The organism is Mesorhizobium sp. M00.F.Ca.ET.216.01.1.1 (assembly GCF_004010325.2).
In the GTDB taxonomy this organism is placed as follows: domain Bacteria; phylum Pseudomonadota; class Alphaproteobacteria; order Rhizobiales; family Rhizobiaceae; genus Mesorhizobium.
Genome location: NZ_SADR02000006.1, coordinates 196,187 through 211,201, shown reverse-complemented (window position 1 = coordinate 211,201; position 15,015 = coordinate 196,187). Strand labels below are relative to the sequence as shown.

The 15,015-nt window shown below is 62.5% G+C and carries 14 protein-coding genes, 1 other RNA gene and 1 pseudogene; 8 read left to right on the top strand and 8 right to left on the bottom strand.

Annotated elements, in window-relative coordinates; genetic code table 11:
- Positions 1-90: 90 nt before the first annotated feature.
- From modC to EN859_RS10815, 5 genes are all read right to left on the bottom strand, one after another.
- Positions 91-1,203: a molybdenum ABC transporter ATP-binding protein gene (gene modC / locus EN859_RS10835; RefSeq protein WP_127853346.1), complete on the bottom strand. Its 1,113-nt coding sequence runs from the start codon at positions 1,201-1,203 to the stop codon at positions 91-93.
- Positions 1,200-1,904 (bottom strand): molybdate ABC transporter permease subunit, encoded by a 705-nt coding sequence (modB, locus tag EN859_RS10830; RefSeq protein WP_127853345.1) that lies wholly within the window; start codon positions 1,902-1,904, stop codon positions 1,200-1,202. The genes modC and modB overlap by 4 nt, the downstream gene beginning before the upstream one ends.
- 16 nt (positions 1,905-1,920) lie before the next feature.
- Positions 1,921-2,715 (bottom strand): molybdate ABC transporter substrate-binding protein, encoded by a 795-nt coding sequence (modA, locus tag EN859_RS10825; RefSeq protein WP_189501823.1) that lies wholly within the window; start codon positions 2,713-2,715, stop codon positions 1,921-1,923.
- Positions 2,716-3,000: 285 nt separating this feature from the next.
- Positions 3,001-3,795, bottom strand: a complete 795-nt coding sequence (locus EN859_RS10820; protein ID WP_127853344.1) for a thymidylate synthase — start codon at positions 3,793-3,795, stop codon at positions 3,001-3,003.
- Positions 3,796-3,951: 156 nt separating this feature from the next.
- Positions 3,952-4,263: a DUF2853 family protein gene (locus tag EN859_RS10815; RefSeq protein WP_127853343.1), complete on the bottom strand. Its 312-nt coding sequence runs from the start codon at positions 4,261-4,263 to the stop codon at positions 3,952-3,954.
- A gap of 168 nt (positions 4,264-4,431) precedes the next feature.
- On the opposite strand from EN859_RS10815, the gene ssrA reads away from it, so the two are divergent.
- Both ssrA and EN859_RS10805 read left to right on the top strand, forming a co-directional pair.
- Positions 4,432-4,790, top strand: a transfer-messenger RNA (tmRNA) gene (gene ssrA, locus EN859_RS10810).
- A gap of 144 nt (positions 4,791-4,934) precedes the next feature.
- Positions 4,935-5,434 (top strand): annotated as a pseudogene (locus EN859_RS10805) (AAA family ATPase).
- Positions 5,435-5,509: 75 nt separating this feature from the next.
- Here EN859_RS10805 and EN859_RS10800 read toward each other — a convergent pair.
- On the bottom strand, positions 5,510-6,715 hold the full coding sequence (locus EN859_RS10800; protein ID WP_127853342.1) for a multidrug effflux MFS transporter: 1,206 nt from the start codon (positions 6,713-6,715) through the stop codon (positions 5,510-5,512).
- A 168-nt stretch (positions 6,716-6,883) separates the two neighbouring features.
- On the opposite strand from EN859_RS10800, the gene EN859_RS10795 reads away from it, so the two are divergent.
- The 4 genes from EN859_RS10795 (at position 6,884) to EN859_RS10780 (ending at position 8,670) form a co-directional block, all read left to right on the top strand.
- Positions 6,884-7,573, top strand: a complete 690-nt coding sequence (locus EN859_RS10795) for a TetR/AcrR family transcriptional regulator (protein ID WP_127853341.1) — start codon at positions 6,884-6,886, stop codon at positions 7,571-7,573.
- A 118-nt stretch (positions 7,574-7,691) separates the two neighbouring features.
- On the top strand, positions 7,692-8,228 hold the full coding sequence (locus EN859_RS10790) for an SspB family protein (protein ID WP_127853340.1): 537 nt from the start codon (positions 7,692-7,694) through the stop codon (positions 8,226-8,228).
- A 16-nt stretch (positions 8,229-8,244) separates the two neighbouring features.
- A complete protein-coding gene (locus tag EN859_RS10785; RefSeq protein ID WP_127853339.1) occupies positions 8,245-8,439 on the top strand; it encodes a DUF4169 family protein in 195 nt (64 codons plus the stop codon).
- Positions 8,440-8,445: 6 nt separating this feature from the next.
- Positions 8,446-8,670: a ribbon-helix-helix domain-containing protein gene (locus EN859_RS10780; RefSeq protein WP_127853338.1), complete on the top strand. Its 225-nt coding sequence runs from the start codon at positions 8,446-8,448 to the stop codon at positions 8,668-8,670.
- 47 nt (positions 8,671-8,717) lie between these two features.
- Here EN859_RS10780 and EN859_RS10775 read toward each other — a convergent pair whose 3' ends face one another.
- Positions 8,718-9,509, bottom strand: coding sequence for an SDR family oxidoreductase (locus EN859_RS10775; protein ID WP_127853337.1), 792 nt, complete (start codon positions 9,507-9,509; stop codon positions 8,718-8,720).
- 198 nt (positions 9,510-9,707) lie between these two features.
- On the opposite strand from EN859_RS10775, the gene EN859_RS10770 reads away from it, so the two are divergent.
- Both EN859_RS10770 and EN859_RS10765 read left to right on the top strand, forming a co-directional pair.
- Positions 9,708-10,013 carry a hypothetical protein gene (locus EN859_RS10770; RefSeq protein WP_127853336.1) on the top strand — a complete coding sequence of 102 codons (306 nt, stop codon included), beginning with the start codon at positions 9,708-9,710 and terminating at the stop codon, positions 10,011-10,013.
- A 5-nt stretch (positions 10,014-10,018) separates the two neighbouring features.
- Complete coding sequence (locus tag EN859_RS10765) at positions 10,019-10,948, top strand: sigma-70 family RNA polymerase sigma factor (protein WP_127853335.1); 930 nt, start codon at positions 10,019-10,021, stop codon at positions 10,946-10,948.
- Positions 10,949-10,979: 31 nt separating this feature from the next.
- Here EN859_RS10765 and EN859_RS10760 read toward each other — a convergent pair whose 3' ends face one another.
- A complete protein-coding gene (locus tag EN859_RS10760; RefSeq protein WP_127853334.1) occupies positions 10,980-14,942 on the bottom strand; it encodes an AsmA family protein in 3,963 nt (1,320 codons plus the stop codon).
- Positions 14,943-15,015 lie beyond the last annotated feature (73 nt).

The window sequence follows — 15,015 nt, the reverse complement described above, 5'->3', positions numbered from 1 at the left end:
TTTCCTCCCCGCAGTAGCACCCATGCCCATAGTAGAAGCTCTCCTGCAATGGCGCTATTTCAAAATGATATAACGACGGGCATCAGCGCGTCATCCATCTGCCTCGATCGGCAGGCCGACGCCGGTATTGGCGCTGTCGAAGCTCACCGTCTTGACAACCGCGAAGACCTTTCGACCCAGCCGCAGCTTCAGCGCCTGCCGCGACTGTCCGGTGATGCGTGCAAGCACGGTTGCGCCGTTGCAGTCGATCCCCACTTCGACCACGGCCCCTTCGCCCGGCTCCATCGCCACAATCGTGCCAGGCAATATGTTGAGCGCGCTAAGGCCAATCGGCCGTTCGGTGGCGATCATCACGTCGCGGGCGCGAATACGCACGCGCACCGGCGCACCGGCCGGCATCACCAGCCGCGGCACACGAATCTCGCCCGCCGCCGAGCCAAGCACGGTCATGCCAAAGGCTTCGTCATGGCGCAGCACGACGGTATCCAGCACGCCACCACCCTCGCCGCGCTCTTCCGCCGGCAGAAGGTCGAGCCGTTGCATGATCGCCCCGGTCGGCCCGGAAGCGGCAACCTTGCCTTGCGCCAGCACCACCACGTCGCTTGCCAGCCGCGCCACCTCGGCGATCGAATGGCTGACATAGACGATCGGGATTTTCGTTTCGTCGCGCAACCGCTCGATATAGGGCAGGATTTCGGCCTTGCGCGCCTCGTCGAGCGATGCCAGCGGCTCGTCCATGAGCAGCAATTTCGGGCTGGCAAGCAGCGCCCGGCCGATCGCCACGCGCTGTTTCTCGCCGCCGGAGAGCTTCGCCGGCCGGCGCTCCAGCAGCGCACCGATGCCCAGCAGGTCGACCACGGCATTGATATCCGCATAGCGTTCCGCTGCCGGCGTGAACCAGCGGCCGTAGCGCAGATTGGCGGCCACGCTCATATGCGGAAACAGTCGCGCGTCCTGGAACACCATGCCGATCCGCCGTTTGTGCTTCGGCACGAATAGACCCGCATCGGTGTCGACCAGCACGCGGCCGTCGACTGCGATCCGCCCCCTGTCAGGGCGGATGAGGCCGGCGATCAGATTGATCAGCGTCGTCTTGCCGGATCCCGAAGGCCCGAACAACGCGGTCAGCCGCCCGGCGCTCTCGAAGCGAGCGTCGATGCCGAAATCGCCAAGCCGATGGCCGATGTCGACGAAAACCGTCATTCTATATCCATCCGCCGGCCGACGTGCCGCGCCAAAACTTCCGAAGCCACCAGCGCAGCCATCGAGACGACGATCGAGATCAGCGTCAGCCGGAGCGCACCGGCGTCGCCGCCCGGCACTTGCGTGAACGTGTAGATCGCCGACGGCAGCGTCTGCGTCTCGTTCGGGATATTCGAGACGAAGGTGATCGTCGCGCCGAATTCGCCCATCGCCTTGGCGAAGGACAGGATCGCGCCGGCGATCAGCCCGGGCAGGATCAGCGGCAGCGTGATTGTGCCGAACACCCATAGTGGATTGGCGCCGAGCGTGCCGGCCGCCGCCTCCATCTTGCGGTCGACCGCCTCAATCGACAGCCGGATCGCCCGCACCATCAAGGGAAAGCCCATGACGCCACAAGCGAGTGCAGCGCCAGTCCAGCGAAACGAGAAAACAATGCCGAACTGCTCGGCCAGGAAAGCGCCGGCCGGTCCACGCCTGCCGAAGGTCAGCAGCAGCAGATAGCCGGTCACCACGGGCGGCAGGATCAGCGGCAGATGCACCAGCCCGTTGAGCAGCGTCTTGCCCCAAAACTGGCCACGGGCGAGCACGAGCGCGATCAATATGCCCGGCGGCAGACTGACGATCATCGCTACTGTCGCCACCTTGATCGACAGCCGGACCGCATTCCATTCGTCGGGAGTGAGATCCAGCAGCCAGTTCATGCGTCAGGGCACTGCCTTAGTTGGTGGGTGCGAGAACCGTAAAACCCTGCGCCTTGAAGAGCTCGCCTGCCTTGGCAGACTGCAGGCATTTCAGGAATGCCGGCGTATCCTTGTCCTTCGAATCCGCCGTCTGGGCAACGGGGTAGATGATCGGCGGGTGCGAATCCTCTGGGAAGGTGCCGACCACCTTGACGCCGGGCTCGGCGTGCGCGTCGGTGGCATAGACGATGCCGAGTGCTGCTTCGCCGGTCGAGACCAGCTTGAGCGCCGCACGCACATTCTCGGCCTGTGCTACCTTGCCCTCGACCGACGGCCAGACGCCGAGCGATTGAAGTGCGGCCTTGCCATACTTGCCGGCCGGAACGGCCTTGAAATCGCCCATGGCAAGCCTGCCGTCACCGAGCAGCCCGGCGAGGTCGAACCCTTTTTCGATCTTGGTCTCGGCCTTCGAATCCCTAGGCGCCACGAGCACGATTTCGTTGCCGAGCAATTTCACTTCGGTGTCCGGCTTGGTCAGCTTCTTGTCGGAGAGGTATTTCATCCAGTCGAGATCGGCCGAGATGAAGACATCGGCTGGAGCGCCGCTTTCGATCTGCCTGGCCAATGCGGAGCTTGCAGCGTAGGAAATGGTCACCGCTTCACCGACATCGGCCTCGCAGGCCTTGTTCACGGCGTCGAGCCCATCCTTGAGGCTCGCGGCGGCAAACACCACCACTCTGTCTCCCGCATGAGCGGCCGGAGCCACAGCCAACAGCATTGCCGCAAATCCGCCGATCGCACTCGCCAATCCAAAACCTCTGCGCGTCAGCATGAAGCTCTCCCGGGTTTGAAATTCGCTCAGCTCGAAAGTCACCCATCGATATATCCGTATGGACATAACAAGGAAAGGCTGTTTGCCCAGTACCAGCTTTGTACCTCGATATTATCGTGGCCTACGCTGGACTTCGTCAGATACAGCGCGACCTTGCAGGCTTATGCCCTGGTCAAGGCGTCGGACGTCATGGTCGGTGTCGACTGAGCGGACGACAAACCACTCGAACCCGATCGCGCCGCCACAGCCTGGCGATTTGGGATAGGTAGAGGCCGGTATTGCGGCCTACACCGCGATCGGCGCCTTGATAGTCGCGTCGGCGAGGTAGTTCTCGAGCCGGAAATCCTCGAAGCGGAAGGCAAAGAGATCCTTCACCTCCGGATTGATCCACATCGTCGGCAACGCCTTGGGCGTGCGCCGCAGCTGCTCGCGCGCCTGCTCGAAATGGTTCGAATAAAGATGCGCATCGCCGAGCGTATGGATGAAATCGCCCGGCTTCAGCCCGGTCACCTGCGCCACCATCAAGGTCAGCAGCGCATAGGAGGCGATATTGAACGGCACGCCGAGAAAGATGTCGCCGGAGCGTTGGTAGAGTTGGCAGGATAGCCTGCCCTCCGAAACGTAGAACTGGAACAGACAGTGGCAGGGCGGCAGGGTCATCGCCTCCACCTCGGCCGGATTCCATGCCGAAACGATCAGCCGGCGCGAGTTAGGATTCCTGCGTATCTCCTTAAGAAGATTTGCGATCTGGTCGATCTCACCACCATGGCCGTCCGGCCACGAGCGCCATTGTTTGCCATAGACCGGGCCGAGATCGCCATTCTCGTCGGCCCATTCGTCCCAGATCGAGACGCCGTGGTCGTTGAGATATTTGATGTTGGTGTCACCGGCCAGGAACCACAAAAGCTCGTGCACGATCGACCTCAGGTGCAGCTTCTTGGTGGTGATGACCGGAAAGCCGCGCGCCAGATCGAAGCGCATCTGGTAGCCGAACACCGAGCGCGTTCCGGTGCCGGTGCGGTCGCCGCGGTCGGCGCCGTTTTCAAGTACATGCTTCAACAGGTCGAGATACTGGCGCATCGGCTTCGCCTTGATTCGGGTTGTCGGCCGATGATAGCTGACGGGCCGTCGGTCGAACACACCAAAGCGACAAGGCTTCTCGATTCATCGCGCCGATCCGGCAGCATGAGAAGGCGCGAAAATCATGCCCTGCTCCTGCGTGATCGAACGTGGTCGTCAGAGAGAGCCGAGCTTGCCCAGGTCCTTGGCTACCAGATAGTAGAAGGTCACCCGGCTCTTGGTATTGTCGGCCGCCATCGCCTTGCAGGCCTTTTCGATGGCCGCGTCCGCCTTGCTGCCGTCGGCGATGCCGAGCTTCTTGGCAACCCAGTTCGCCTTGACACGATCAAGTTCCTTCGGGTCCGTGCAGGATACCAGCGAGGAATCGCGGTTGCGCAATGCAATGCCCAAATGCTTCACGATCTTTTCGACCGCGTCGGCGTTTGCCGCGGCGTCGTATTTCTTCACATCCGCAAGATAGTCGGCCATCAGATTTTCCCTCGTGGCGCCACCGGCTCCAATCGATGAGGGTTGTGGCGCGCTGACGCAACTTGTGCGCTATGTCGGTAACTCCTCACCGAGGCAAAGCTTCGGTTGAGACCGCTCACAAGTCAACCCTTTACGATGCTGTCTGACACAGCCAGAAACCGTCATTGCGGCCTTTCATTTTCCATCACCGCCGCCTATATACAGGCTGTCGGCTTGACCGACTATGGCGATAAACAGGCGATGAAATAAGCCGTTCGGACCCGGGGGCGGTACCCGGCGCCTCCACCAAAAACCGCTCTGGATGATGAGCGGCTTTTGCTGGGGGCGAAATAGGATCGACGAAGGTGTAAAGATCGTACTTTTGCCCGGCATTGTACCACCGTTATCGGGCTAAACTTATAGTTGCCAACGACAACTATGCGGAAGCACGTCTCGCCGCGTAAGCGGTGCGATAGCTTCAATTCAAGCCCTAGTGGTTCGCACTTCTAGGCGGGGTTCGGAGGTACCTGGCAACAGAAACCTCCACTTCCCCCCTTTACCAATACTTCCCCCCTTTACCAATATAAGCAGCAGCAGGCTTCGCCGGCCGGGTTTTCACGCGCTCGGCCCCTGACGCTCCGGCGGCCAGGAGTTGCTGCGCACGCCCAACGCACTCACTCCATAGGCAAAAAATGCAAAACGATTCCGATCGGTTCTTCGTGCTGACCGGCGGCCCGGGTTCCGGCAAGACCACGCTGATAGAGGCGCTGAGATCGGCGGGCTTTGCCACCTCGGTCGAAGCTGGACGCGGCATCATCCGCGACCAGTCGGCGATCGCCGGGCGGGCCCTGCCCTGGGAGTTGCGCTCGTATCACGCTGCTCTCGAACAGCCCGGTCCCGTCTTCTTCGGTCGCGGCGTTCCGGACACGCTTGGCTATCTTAGGCTGACCGGCCTGCCGGTGTCCGACCACGTCAGCAATGCCGCCGAACGCTTTCGTTACGTCTCCATCGCACCCCCTGGCCGGAAATCTTTCGCCAGGACAGCGAACGGAAACAGATGCTCGATGAAGCTGAACGCACCTATTATGCACTGACCGGTGTCTACACGGAGTTGGGCTATGAATTGGTCCCGCTGCCACAGGTGCCGGTCGAAGCGCGATTGCGGTTCATCCTGGCCGAGACAGGATTGTAACCGGGTTCAGATATGAAGTTCAGATATGAAAAGGCCGGGATGTGACCCGGCCTTCTTGCACTCAATGGATATCGTCTACTCGGCCGGCGCTTCGATGACTTCCCGCCCGCGACCGAGCGTCACCTTGGCCAGGGTGAAGGAGATCACCGCGCAAAGGGTGATGCCGGCCACCATCGGCAGCGGCGTACCGTCGAAGAACACGCCAGCGACACCCATGGCGAGTGCACCGATGGCGAAGTGCAGCGTGCCCATCAGCGCTGAGGCCGTGCCGGCGATCTCGCCGTGCTCTTCCATAGCCAGCACCGAAGTGGTCGGGATGACCAGGCCGAGGAAGCCGTAGCCAACGAACAGCAATGCCGCCATCACGTCGAGCCGGTCGACGCCTGATGCCATTACTGCGAACAGCAGCACCATCGTCGTCGCATAGCCGGTCACCGCGACACGCACCACGCGCCTCAGCCCGAACCGCTCCGCCAGCATCCCCGTCAGCTGCGACATGCCGATGAAGGCAACCGCATTGATCGAGAAGAACACGCTGTAGACCGAAGGCGACAGCCCGTAATGGTCGATCAGGATGAAGGACGAGCTCGACAGATAGACGAAGAAGCTCGCAATGCCGAAGCCGGCGATCGCCGTCAGGCCAAGGAAGTTGCGATCGCCCATCAGGAAGCGGTAGCCCGAAAGCGCAGTGCCGAAGGAGGAGCCGGCGCGCTCTTCGACCGGCCGCGTCTCCTTGAGCGAGGTTGCGAGCAGCACCGTCGCCAGAAGCGCCGCACCCGTCACCGTCCAGAACACGGCGCGCCAGCCGAAGTTCTCGATGATCTGGCTGCCGGTCAGCGGCGCCAGGATCGGCGACACGGAAAACACCAGCATCAGGAGCGACATCAGCTTCGCGGCCTCGGTGCCGGTGTGCAGGTCGCGCACGATGGCGCGCGGCACCGCCATGCCGGCGCTGGCGCCGAGCCCTTGCAGGAAGCGGAAGGCGATTAGCCACTCGATGCTCGGCGCCAGCGCCGAACCGATGCCGCCGATCATGAACAGCACGAGGCCGCCATAGAGCGGCAGCTTGCGGCCGACCATGTCGGAGATCGGCCCGACGACGATCTGGCCGAAGCCCATGGACAGGAAGAAGATCAACAGGCTCATCTGCACGGCGGCGGTGCCAGCCTGCAGGTCCTCGCCGATCGAAGGCAGCGCGGGAAGATACATGTCGATGGCGAACGGACCGATGGCAGACAACAAGCCGAGCACGACCGCGATGCGGAGGAATTTGGGACTCATGATAGCAGGCTTCTTTCACAATCTGGTTGCCGCCGCCAAGCGGCGTGTAACCCTAGGACGTTCCATCCCGCGAAATTCCGACTCCGCTTCGGAGTGAAATCTCTTTGTGTTATGTCCACAAATTTAGACAGTCTTGTCTAATTCGTCAATCACCTCTATATAGATTTTATGAAGCTGCGCGTTTCTCCTGACACTTTCCCGCCACGCGGCCACGAGGCCAAGCGCATATCGATCGTTGACGCCGCTGCCTCGGTCTTCTGCCGCGAAGGCTTCTCCGGCGCCAACATCGACCTGATCGCCGCCGAAGCCGGCGTTTCGCGCCAGACCATCTACAACCACCATGGCGACAAGGAGAAACTTTTCGTCGCTATCGTGCGCGATCTTACCGAGCGTTGCAACGCTGGAATCTTTGCAACCATTGCGACCTTCCCCGACCAGCCGAAGGATCTCGAGGCAGACCTGATTGGCTTCGCCGTGCGCATGAATCGCAATTGCATCTGCAATCGCGACGGGAGGTTCCTGCGCAAGCTGATCCAGACCGAGGGCGAGCGCTATCCCGAACTTTTCGCCGAATGGCGAGAACAAGGGCCGGGCAGGACATGGCCGGCTCTCGCCGCCCGTTTCGCCCGTCTCGCCTATGCCGGGTTCCTGTCGATCGAGGATCCCGATGTGGCTGCGCGTCAGTTCCTCGCCCTTGCCAATGCCGAATTGCAGACAACCTTCATGCTCGGCGGCACGCCGCAGGACGATGAGGTGCTGCAGTCCGCTACAAGCGGCGTGCGTACCTTCCTGCGCGCCTTCGGCAGGCAAAAGCCTGCGCCTCACGCGACCAAACAGGGCGCCCTCGCCAGCGCCTGAGCAATCAAAACGCTGGCATCCCCTCTCGCATCGATACGGTCGGCTCCTATATCCGGTTTACGCCGCGCTCAAGCTTGATTACAGCTATGCGGACGATTCAACGGAACCTGACCGTCACATGGCCGACGACCACATCCGCTACGACATTCTGGCCCAGGAGGCGTTGCGCGGCGTCATGCGCAAGGTCCTGGCCGAGGTCGCGCGCACTGGCCTTCCCGGCAACCATCATTTCTTCATCACCTTCCTCACCGGCGCGCCCGGCGTGCGCGTGTCTTCGCGGCTGCGCGAGCGCTACCCTGAACAGATGACCATCGTCATCCAGTTCCAGTACTGGGACCTGAAAGTCACCGATACCGGCTTCGAGGTCGGGCTGTCTTTCTCCGACGTGCCGGAAAAGCTGGAGATCCCGTTCTCTGCAGTGCGCGGCTTCTATGACCCGTCCGTCAATTTCGAACTCGAGTTCGACGTGAAGACGGACTCTGCAGAAGACGAGCCGGCGACCCAGCCTGCTCCCGAACCGCTGGCCATCGTCCCCGAGAAGAAGCCAGAGACGAAGAAGAGGGCCGCCGCCGAGGCCGAGAAGAAACCTGCGGTGGCCGACGCCGCCGGCAAGGGCGCCGACGTGGTGTCTCTCGACGCTTTCCGCAAGAAGTAATTTTGCGAGCTGCGAAATGGGCGACGTCGTCAATCTCCGCCAGGCTCGCAAGCAAAAGGCGCGGGTGGAGAAAGAACGCCTGGCCAACCAGAACCAGGCGCTGCATGGCCGCTCCAAGGCCGATCGTGACCATGACCGCTTGACGGCGGACAAGGCTGAAAAGTTCGTCACCGGCCATCGTCGCGAAAAGCCCGGCGATCCGGAAACCTAAAACGCGATGAGCCCGGTCGAAAAACGCTCGGTGACCATCCGCGGCCATCGCACCAGCTATTCGCTCGAAAAGCCATTCTATGACGATCTCGTCACCATTGCCGCGGCGCGAAAACTGACGCTGGCGGCGCTGGTCGCGGAAATCGATGAAACCCGCCCCCGCGACGCCAACCTCTCCTCCGCGCTCAGGCTCCATGTGCTGGAGTGGGCGAAGCGGAGAGGTGGCGCTTGATGCCGGCGCGCCGGACAAGCGCGCTGTTTTTGAGGAATATCCCAGACCTAGTCGACGATCAGCCCGCCTGTCAGATTGGCGACCGCCCCGGTCATCGCTGCGGCTCGGTCTGAAGCCAGGAAGGTCGCCACATTTGCCAGTTCCGCCAGCGTGGTGGAGCGACGCCTGTGGCTCATGCCTTCAATGAAGGACTGGAATTGCTGGCGACTGATATCCAACGCCTTTGCATGCAGTCCAAAGACGACATCGATCGTCTTCGTTTCGGGAATTCCGGTCGAACGCAGGCAGACGGCTCGGATGCCTTGTGGGCCGAATTCGGAGGAGAGTGCACGCGACAGTGCCTCCATCGCTGCCCAGGCAGGCCCCATGCCACCGACCAAGGCATTTCCGAGGCGCGCAGGCGATGGCGTGTGCATCAGGATCACCCCCGAACGCCTTTCGGCCATGCGTCGCCCGGCTCCCCGGGCTGTCAGGAAATTGGCCTTGGCGTAGGTCGCGATCGGCAGCATGAAGTTGTCGGCGTTAAGTTCAGCCAAGCGTGTTCCCTGGATGTCTTGCTGCGGAATGCCTATCGCATTGAAGGAAACATCGATGCCTCCGGTTTTCTCGACCGTCTCGTCGAGGTGTTTCTCCACCTCGTCCTCGTCAAGCGCGTCGACCGTCGCGGTCTCGGCTTTTCCACCTTCGGCGATGATATCCGCCGCCACCTTATCCAGCAGAGCGACGTTTCGTCCGGTCAAAAAAACCGTGGCGCCTTCGCTGGCAAAAGCGCGAGCCACCGCGCTGCCGACCGCGCCGCCGGCTCCGTAGACGACGGCCGTTTTGTTCTGAAGCAGCATCTTTGTTCTCCTGTTTGTCTCATATGCCAGCCATCGGCCTCTCGAGGCTCCATGCTGGCCCACGCAACCGAGACGAGCCGGATGCTGGAAAGGATTCGAAGTTTATTTTTCCCGGAAGCCGAATCCTTTGGCTGTCCGATTGCGTCTTGGGCATGAGCGGCCTGTGGCGGGCCGACGCTCGACAAAGGAGCATTCGAGATGAAACGGAACCTGATACGCTACAAGACGAAACCGGAAACGGCTGACGAGAACGAGCGATTGGTCAAGGATGTTTTCCAGGAATTGCACGCGAAATCGCCAGACGGCGTTCGTTACCTGTCATTGAGGCTCGGCGACGGTACTTTCGTCCACTTCGTTGAGGTTGAGGCCAAGGAGCACGGGAATACCCTACCGGAGCTCAAGGCATTCCGCTCCTTCCAAAGCGGCATCAAGGATCGGTGCGCTGAGCTTCCTGTAGTGAATGACGTGACCATCGTCGGGAATTACCGGATGCTGGGCGAATAGAGCAAATGGGACATCATCAGGTGGTGGGCAGCGTGAACGCACCGATTGCCGAAGAGGCGGAAACTCGCGAACGCTTCAACCGTCTTTTGGCCGCGTTGCGCCCGAAACTGCACCGCTATTGCGCGCGCATGACCGGTTCGGTCATCGACGGCGAGGATGTGCTTCAGGACGCGCTCGCCAAGGCATTCGCGGCCTTGCCTGGCGCCGGCCCGATCGCCAATCCGGAGGGCTGGCTGTTTCGCATAGCGCACAACACGGCGCTCGATTTCCTGCGCCGCCGCGCGCGCAGTCAAACGACGCTTTCCGATGAGGATATGAACATGGTTGCCGACCCCGTGAACGTGACCGGCGATCGGCAGATTGTTGCCGCAGGCCTGCATACCTTCATGCGCCTTCCCGTTGCACAGCGAAGCAGCGTCATTTTGATGGATGTACTGGGCTATTCGTTGCAGGAAATCGGCAGCGTTCTGGATACCAGCATTCCGACGATCAAGGCCGCGCTGCATCGTGGCCGCACCCGCCCGCGCGAACTTGCCGACGAACCCGACGATCGTCCAGTTCCCGCCTTGAGCGAGCCGCAACGTTCGCTGCTCGACTCCTATGTCGATCGCTTCAACGCTCGCGATTTCGACGCAATACGCGACATGCTGGCCGACGAGGTAAGGCTGGAGCTCGTGGCTAAAACCCGGATGAATGGGCGCAAGGAAGTGGGCACTTATTTCCACAACTATGCCCAGACGCAGGATTGGCGCTTCGTCATCGGCTTTGTCGAAGGCCGCCCCGCTGCAATTGCCTGCGACCGCTCGACAGGCGTGCCGTCTTACTTCGTCCTGCTGGAATGGAGGGGTGGCAAGCTTCTGGCCATCCGTGATTTCCGCTATGCCCGCTACGCCATCGACGGCGCGGAGCTATCCGTCATTACCCGAAGAAAGTGAGAACGATCCGAAATAGCCTCGGCCACCAAGACTAGCCGCCACCCAGCGACTTCAACAGATTGTCGATCGAGAACGGATTGGGATTCGACGGCGCTGGCGGCGAATTGTCGTTGGCGGAAGGCGCTGGCGGCCGGTCGACCTTTGGCGCCTGCTCAGCAGCCTTGCGTTCAGCGTCGAACTTTGCCTTCCCTTCCGACGCGATCCGCATCGCCTCTTCCGCCTTCAGGCGTTCCTGCTCTTCGGCTTTTGCCACCGCGTCGGCGGCCTCTTGCGCGGCTCTGGCCTTCGCTTCGGCATCAGCCCTGGCCCGTGCGTCAGCCTCGGCTTGAGCCTTGGCATCAGCTTCCGCCTTGGCTTTCGCTGCTGCTTCCGCTTCGGCCTGCGCCTCGGCTTCGGCTTTCGCCCGGGCTTCTGCCTCGGCTTTCAGCCGCGCCTCTTCCTCCTGCCTGCGCAATTCCTCGGCCGCCTTGTCGCGTTCGGTTTGCAGGGCTGCGTAGTAGCGCACCTCGCGTCGCAACCGCTGTTTTTCAAGCAGCGCCGCCTGCATTGCCTCGACCCGCTGCTGCTCTTTCTCCAGCGCCCGCTGGGTCAGGAACTGCGCCAGCGGTTCGCTGTCGAACTCCCTCTTCGTGGCGCCGAAAGGTCCGTCGACGCTGAAATTCACCGTCGGTTCCGAGCCGACCAGTGCTTCATCGCCGGGCCGATAGGTAATCGACCCCTTCGCAGCAACGGTGCTGGCGTTAAGATCCGCTGAAATGTCGGCGGACAGCGTCGCTGCCGGATTTTCGAGGGTGATCGGCGGGGCCCGCAGCGTGCCGCCGGCAACGGTAAAGGCGAGATCCGTGTCCTGCGTCGAAAAACTGCCGTTCGCGGCAATCTGCGGTGCGAAGCCGGCGGTCTTCGCCGCGTCGATGTCGCGTCCGATCGCATCGGCCTTGACGATGAGGGCGCCGAAGGCATCGGGATTGACGCCAGCAATGGTCAGGCCTTTCAGCGCCGCCGTGCCAGAGCCGGACAACGCCGCAACCATCGCATCGACCGATTTGCCGCTTGTCGACAGCGCCATCGAGAAATCGCCGCTTCCGCTCATGCCGGGGCCGGGCAGCACGGTCGCGAGATCGGCGCCTGAAAGTTTCATCTGGCCGGAGAAAAGCCCGGTGCCCTCGTTGTTCTTCAACTCGAACAGACCGGACAGCGCGCCGCCGAGAAGCTTTGCCTTGATATCCGAGACATGGATGCCTTCCTGGTCGAGCTTCAGCGTCAGCATTGCGTCATAGGCCGTCGCGAACGGACCGGCGGCAAGGGCAGCCGTGGTCAAATCGAGGTCGGCGGTGAACGGAAGGCTGGATTTCTGGCTGAAAGGTGCTGTCGGCCAGTTCTTGTTGGTTGCAAGGAAGGACTGGTCGCCGAGCAGCGCCACCGCCATCGGGTCGAGGTCTAGTTCGTCAAGTGCCAGCGCCCCGGCCAGGTGCGGCAGCCCGTCCTTCACATCGATATTGACGTCGCCGGAAACCGCCGCTTCGTTGACGGCGCCGCTAAGGCCGTTCAGCACCAATAGGCCGCTGCCGAAATCGGCATCTGCGGCGAGCGAGGCCGAGGTGCCCGTCCCCATGCCTGGCAGCCCGACGCCGGTCGTCATCAGCCATGGCTCGATATCGGCGGCATCGAGGCTGACCTTGCCCTTGGCGGCAGCCCCTTGCGAGGTGTCGGCAACCGTGCCGTCGAACGCTGCCTTGAAGTCGTCGGCAGCAAGGCTGAAGCTTGTCGCAAGACCGCCGCCAAGCGTGCCTTTCGCCGAGACATCGGTGGTTGCCTCGCCGAGCATGCCAAGCGGCAGCGCTGGCAGCCCATAGAGCGCGAGCAGCTTGGCAGCGTCGGAGTTCCTGGCGGTGAAGGTCATCGTCACCGGCGCCTCCAAAAGCCGGTCGGCCGCCCCCTTGCCGGACAGCGACGCCGAAAAGGCCGAGCCGCCGGCGTCGCCTCGTGCGCTCACCGCCAGCCCTGTCGTGCCATCGCCATTGTCGGCCGCGCTCGTCACCATATCGATGCGGGCGTCCTGGAACAGCTCGGGATAGGCGGCCGCACGCGTCGCCAGCCCCTTGAGCACTGCGTTGTCCGGATAGTGCTGCGCGGCGACGTCGATCAGCGGCTTGAGGTCGACGGAGACCACGGATGCGTCGAGCTTGCCGGTCGGGCTTGCAGGAAAATCCTTGATCCGGCCGGTAGCGCTGATCGAAGCGCCGGCAAGCCCGCCGACCGACAGCCGGTCGATTTCAAGCAGCCCGTCGCGCAGCCTGAGCGCCGTATCGACCGTGTCGGCGGTCAGCCCACCGGCACTGACCGGCCCGGCCTTGATCTGGAAGTCGAGGTCACGGTCGGAAAAACGGCTAGCGCCCTTGTCGCTGACGAAGATCGAGGCGAACGCCGCCAGCCCGTCTACGTCGAGTTCGCCGCCTTCCAGGCGCATCAGCACCGACGGTTTGGCATCGTCTGGCTGGCTGGAATCGATGCGGCCGGAAAACTTCGCCTTGCCGAGGATGAGCTCGAGTTCGCTGAACGCCTGGCGCTTTTCGCTGAGGTCGACCTTGGCCTTGAAGCCGGCGGCGGGCAGCCGGCGGATCGCCTCGTCGACATCGTTCGACAACCAGGCGGCAAAGCCGGAAGGCTGGGCGACGGCCAGCAGCAGCGAGCCGGCAAAGCCGAAATGATCCTCGACGCTGAGCATCCCGTTTGCCTCTAGCGTGGCGCGACCGGGCAGCGTCGCAGCGAGCGACTTCACCGACCAGCCGCCTGCCGCCGGCTCGGCGGAAAGATGCACGTCGCGAACCGTCGTGTCGCCGGCGACCACCGCCGGCAGCCTGACCTCGACGGTGCCGGGTATGGTCGGCTTCGGCAGACCGAGCAACGCCCGTTCCAGCGCAGCGGTACGCTGCGACAGCGTCAGCCCGGCGCCTGCAGCAGCGCCCACAGCTTCGTCGAATTGCACCTGTGCGCCACTGGCCTCGACCGAAAAGCGCGGGGCGAGCCCAAGGTCGATGGAAGCCTTGCCGTCGGCGGTGTAGGGATTGTCGAGCGGCCCGGTCTCGAAGCGGAATTCGTCGACGCCAAGCTTCTGGTGATCGAGCGAGAACTTGCCGTTCAGCCTGAACCCCGGATCCGGCTTACCGGCGCTGACCTTAACCGTCTCGCCATCGGCGCCGGGCAACTGCGCAGCATCGCCGGGCAACTGCGCAGCATCCTTGTCGGCGCCATTCTTGTCGGAGCCTGCGATCTTGAACTGGCCCGAATAGACCACGGCACCGTTGACGATGCCGGCATTACCATCGGTCTCGATGATTAGCGGATAGGCGTCCGGATCGGCCTTGAACCGAAGCCGCATCTGCCCGTCGCCGCCGGCCCTGCCGGTGGAGGCGGCGACCGCTGTACGCAATCCGTCCAGCAACAGCGAACCATCCATCCGCCACGGCCCGGCCAGCGATTTGGCCGAGATGGTCGAGTTGATCTCGGAAATGACGTGGCTGCGGCCGCCGACGGCGTGTCGCAAGGTGATCTCTCCCTCCGTCACCGTCAGCTTCTCGATCGAGATCTGGCTGGGATCGAAGGGCGAGGACGGCCGTATCGCCCAGTCGACCGTGCCGTCGGTGGCGATGTCGATCGTCGCCTTCGGCCGCACCAGCCGCATGTCGAAGATCAGCACTTCGCCGCGCAGGAACGGCGCCAGTTCGGCGTCCATCGAAAAGGTCTCGACGGTCATGGCCGGCTGGCCCTCAGGCCCGCCGGCAACGGCGACATTCGAGAAGGTCACCGAGGGGAACGGCAGCAACCTTGCCGTCGCATCTCCCTGAACAGTCACCTTGCGGCCCAGGATGGCACTCGCCTCGCGTTCGAAATCGGCGCGGTAGCCTGCCCAGTCGACAAAATACGGCACCACCAGCGCCGCGCACAGCACCAGCACCAAAAGGCCACCGAAGATCACGAACAGGCGTGCGAGCATCAGCTCCGAAACGGTTGAGTGAAAATCAGTCGCACTCTACCCGCAATAGCGTGTCGATAAAGAGGCAATTCGA

Coding starts and splice junctions, on each gene's coding strand:
- modC (WP_127853346.1), bottom strand. CDS start 1,203: ATGACGGTTTTCGTCGACATCGGCCATCGGCTTGGCGATTTCGGCATC.
- modB (WP_127853345.1), bottom strand. CDS start 1,904: ATGAACTGGCTGCTGGATCTCACTCCCGACGAATGGAATGCGGTCCGG.
- modA (WP_189501823.1), bottom strand. CDS start 2,715: ATGCTGACGCGCAGAGGTTTTGGATTGGCGAGTGCGATCGGCGGATTT.
- EN859_RS10820 (WP_127853344.1), bottom strand. CDS start 3,795: ATGCGCCAGTATCTCGACCTGTTGAAGCATGTACTTGAAAACGGCGCC.
- EN859_RS10815 (WP_127853343.1), bottom strand. CDS start 4,263: ATGGCCGACTATCTTGCGGATGTGAAGAAATACGACGCCGCGGCAAAC.
- EN859_RS10800 (WP_127853342.1), bottom strand. CDS start 6,715: ATGAGTCCCAAATTCCTCCGCATCGCGGTCGTGCTCGGCTTGTTGTCT.
- EN859_RS10795 (WP_127853341.1), top strand. CDS start 6,884: ATGAAGCTGCGCGTTTCTCCTGACACTTTCCCGCCACGCGGCCACGAG.
- EN859_RS10790 (WP_127853340.1), top strand. CDS start 7,692: ATGGCCGACGACCACATCCGCTACGACATTCTGGCCCAGGAGGCGTTG.
- EN859_RS10785 (WP_127853339.1), top strand. CDS start 8,245: ATGGGCGACGTCGTCAATCTCCGCCAGGCTCGCAAGCAAAAGGCGCGG.
- EN859_RS10780 (WP_127853338.1), top strand. CDS start 8,446: ATGAGCCCGGTCGAAAAACGCTCGGTGACCATCCGCGGCCATCGCACC.
- EN859_RS10775 (WP_127853337.1), bottom strand. CDS start 9,509: ATGCTGCTTCAGAACAAAACGGCCGTCGTCTACGGAGCCGGCGGCGCG.
- EN859_RS10770 (WP_127853336.1), top strand. CDS start 9,708: ATGAAACGGAACCTGATACGCTACAAGACGAAACCGGAAACGGCTGAC.
- EN859_RS10765 (WP_127853335.1), top strand. CDS start 10,019: ATGGGACATCATCAGGTGGTGGGCAGCGTGAACGCACCGATTGCCGAA.
- EN859_RS10760 (WP_127853334.1), bottom strand. CDS start 14,942: ATGCTCGCACGCCTGTTCGTGATCTTCGGTGGCCTTTTGGTGCTGGTG.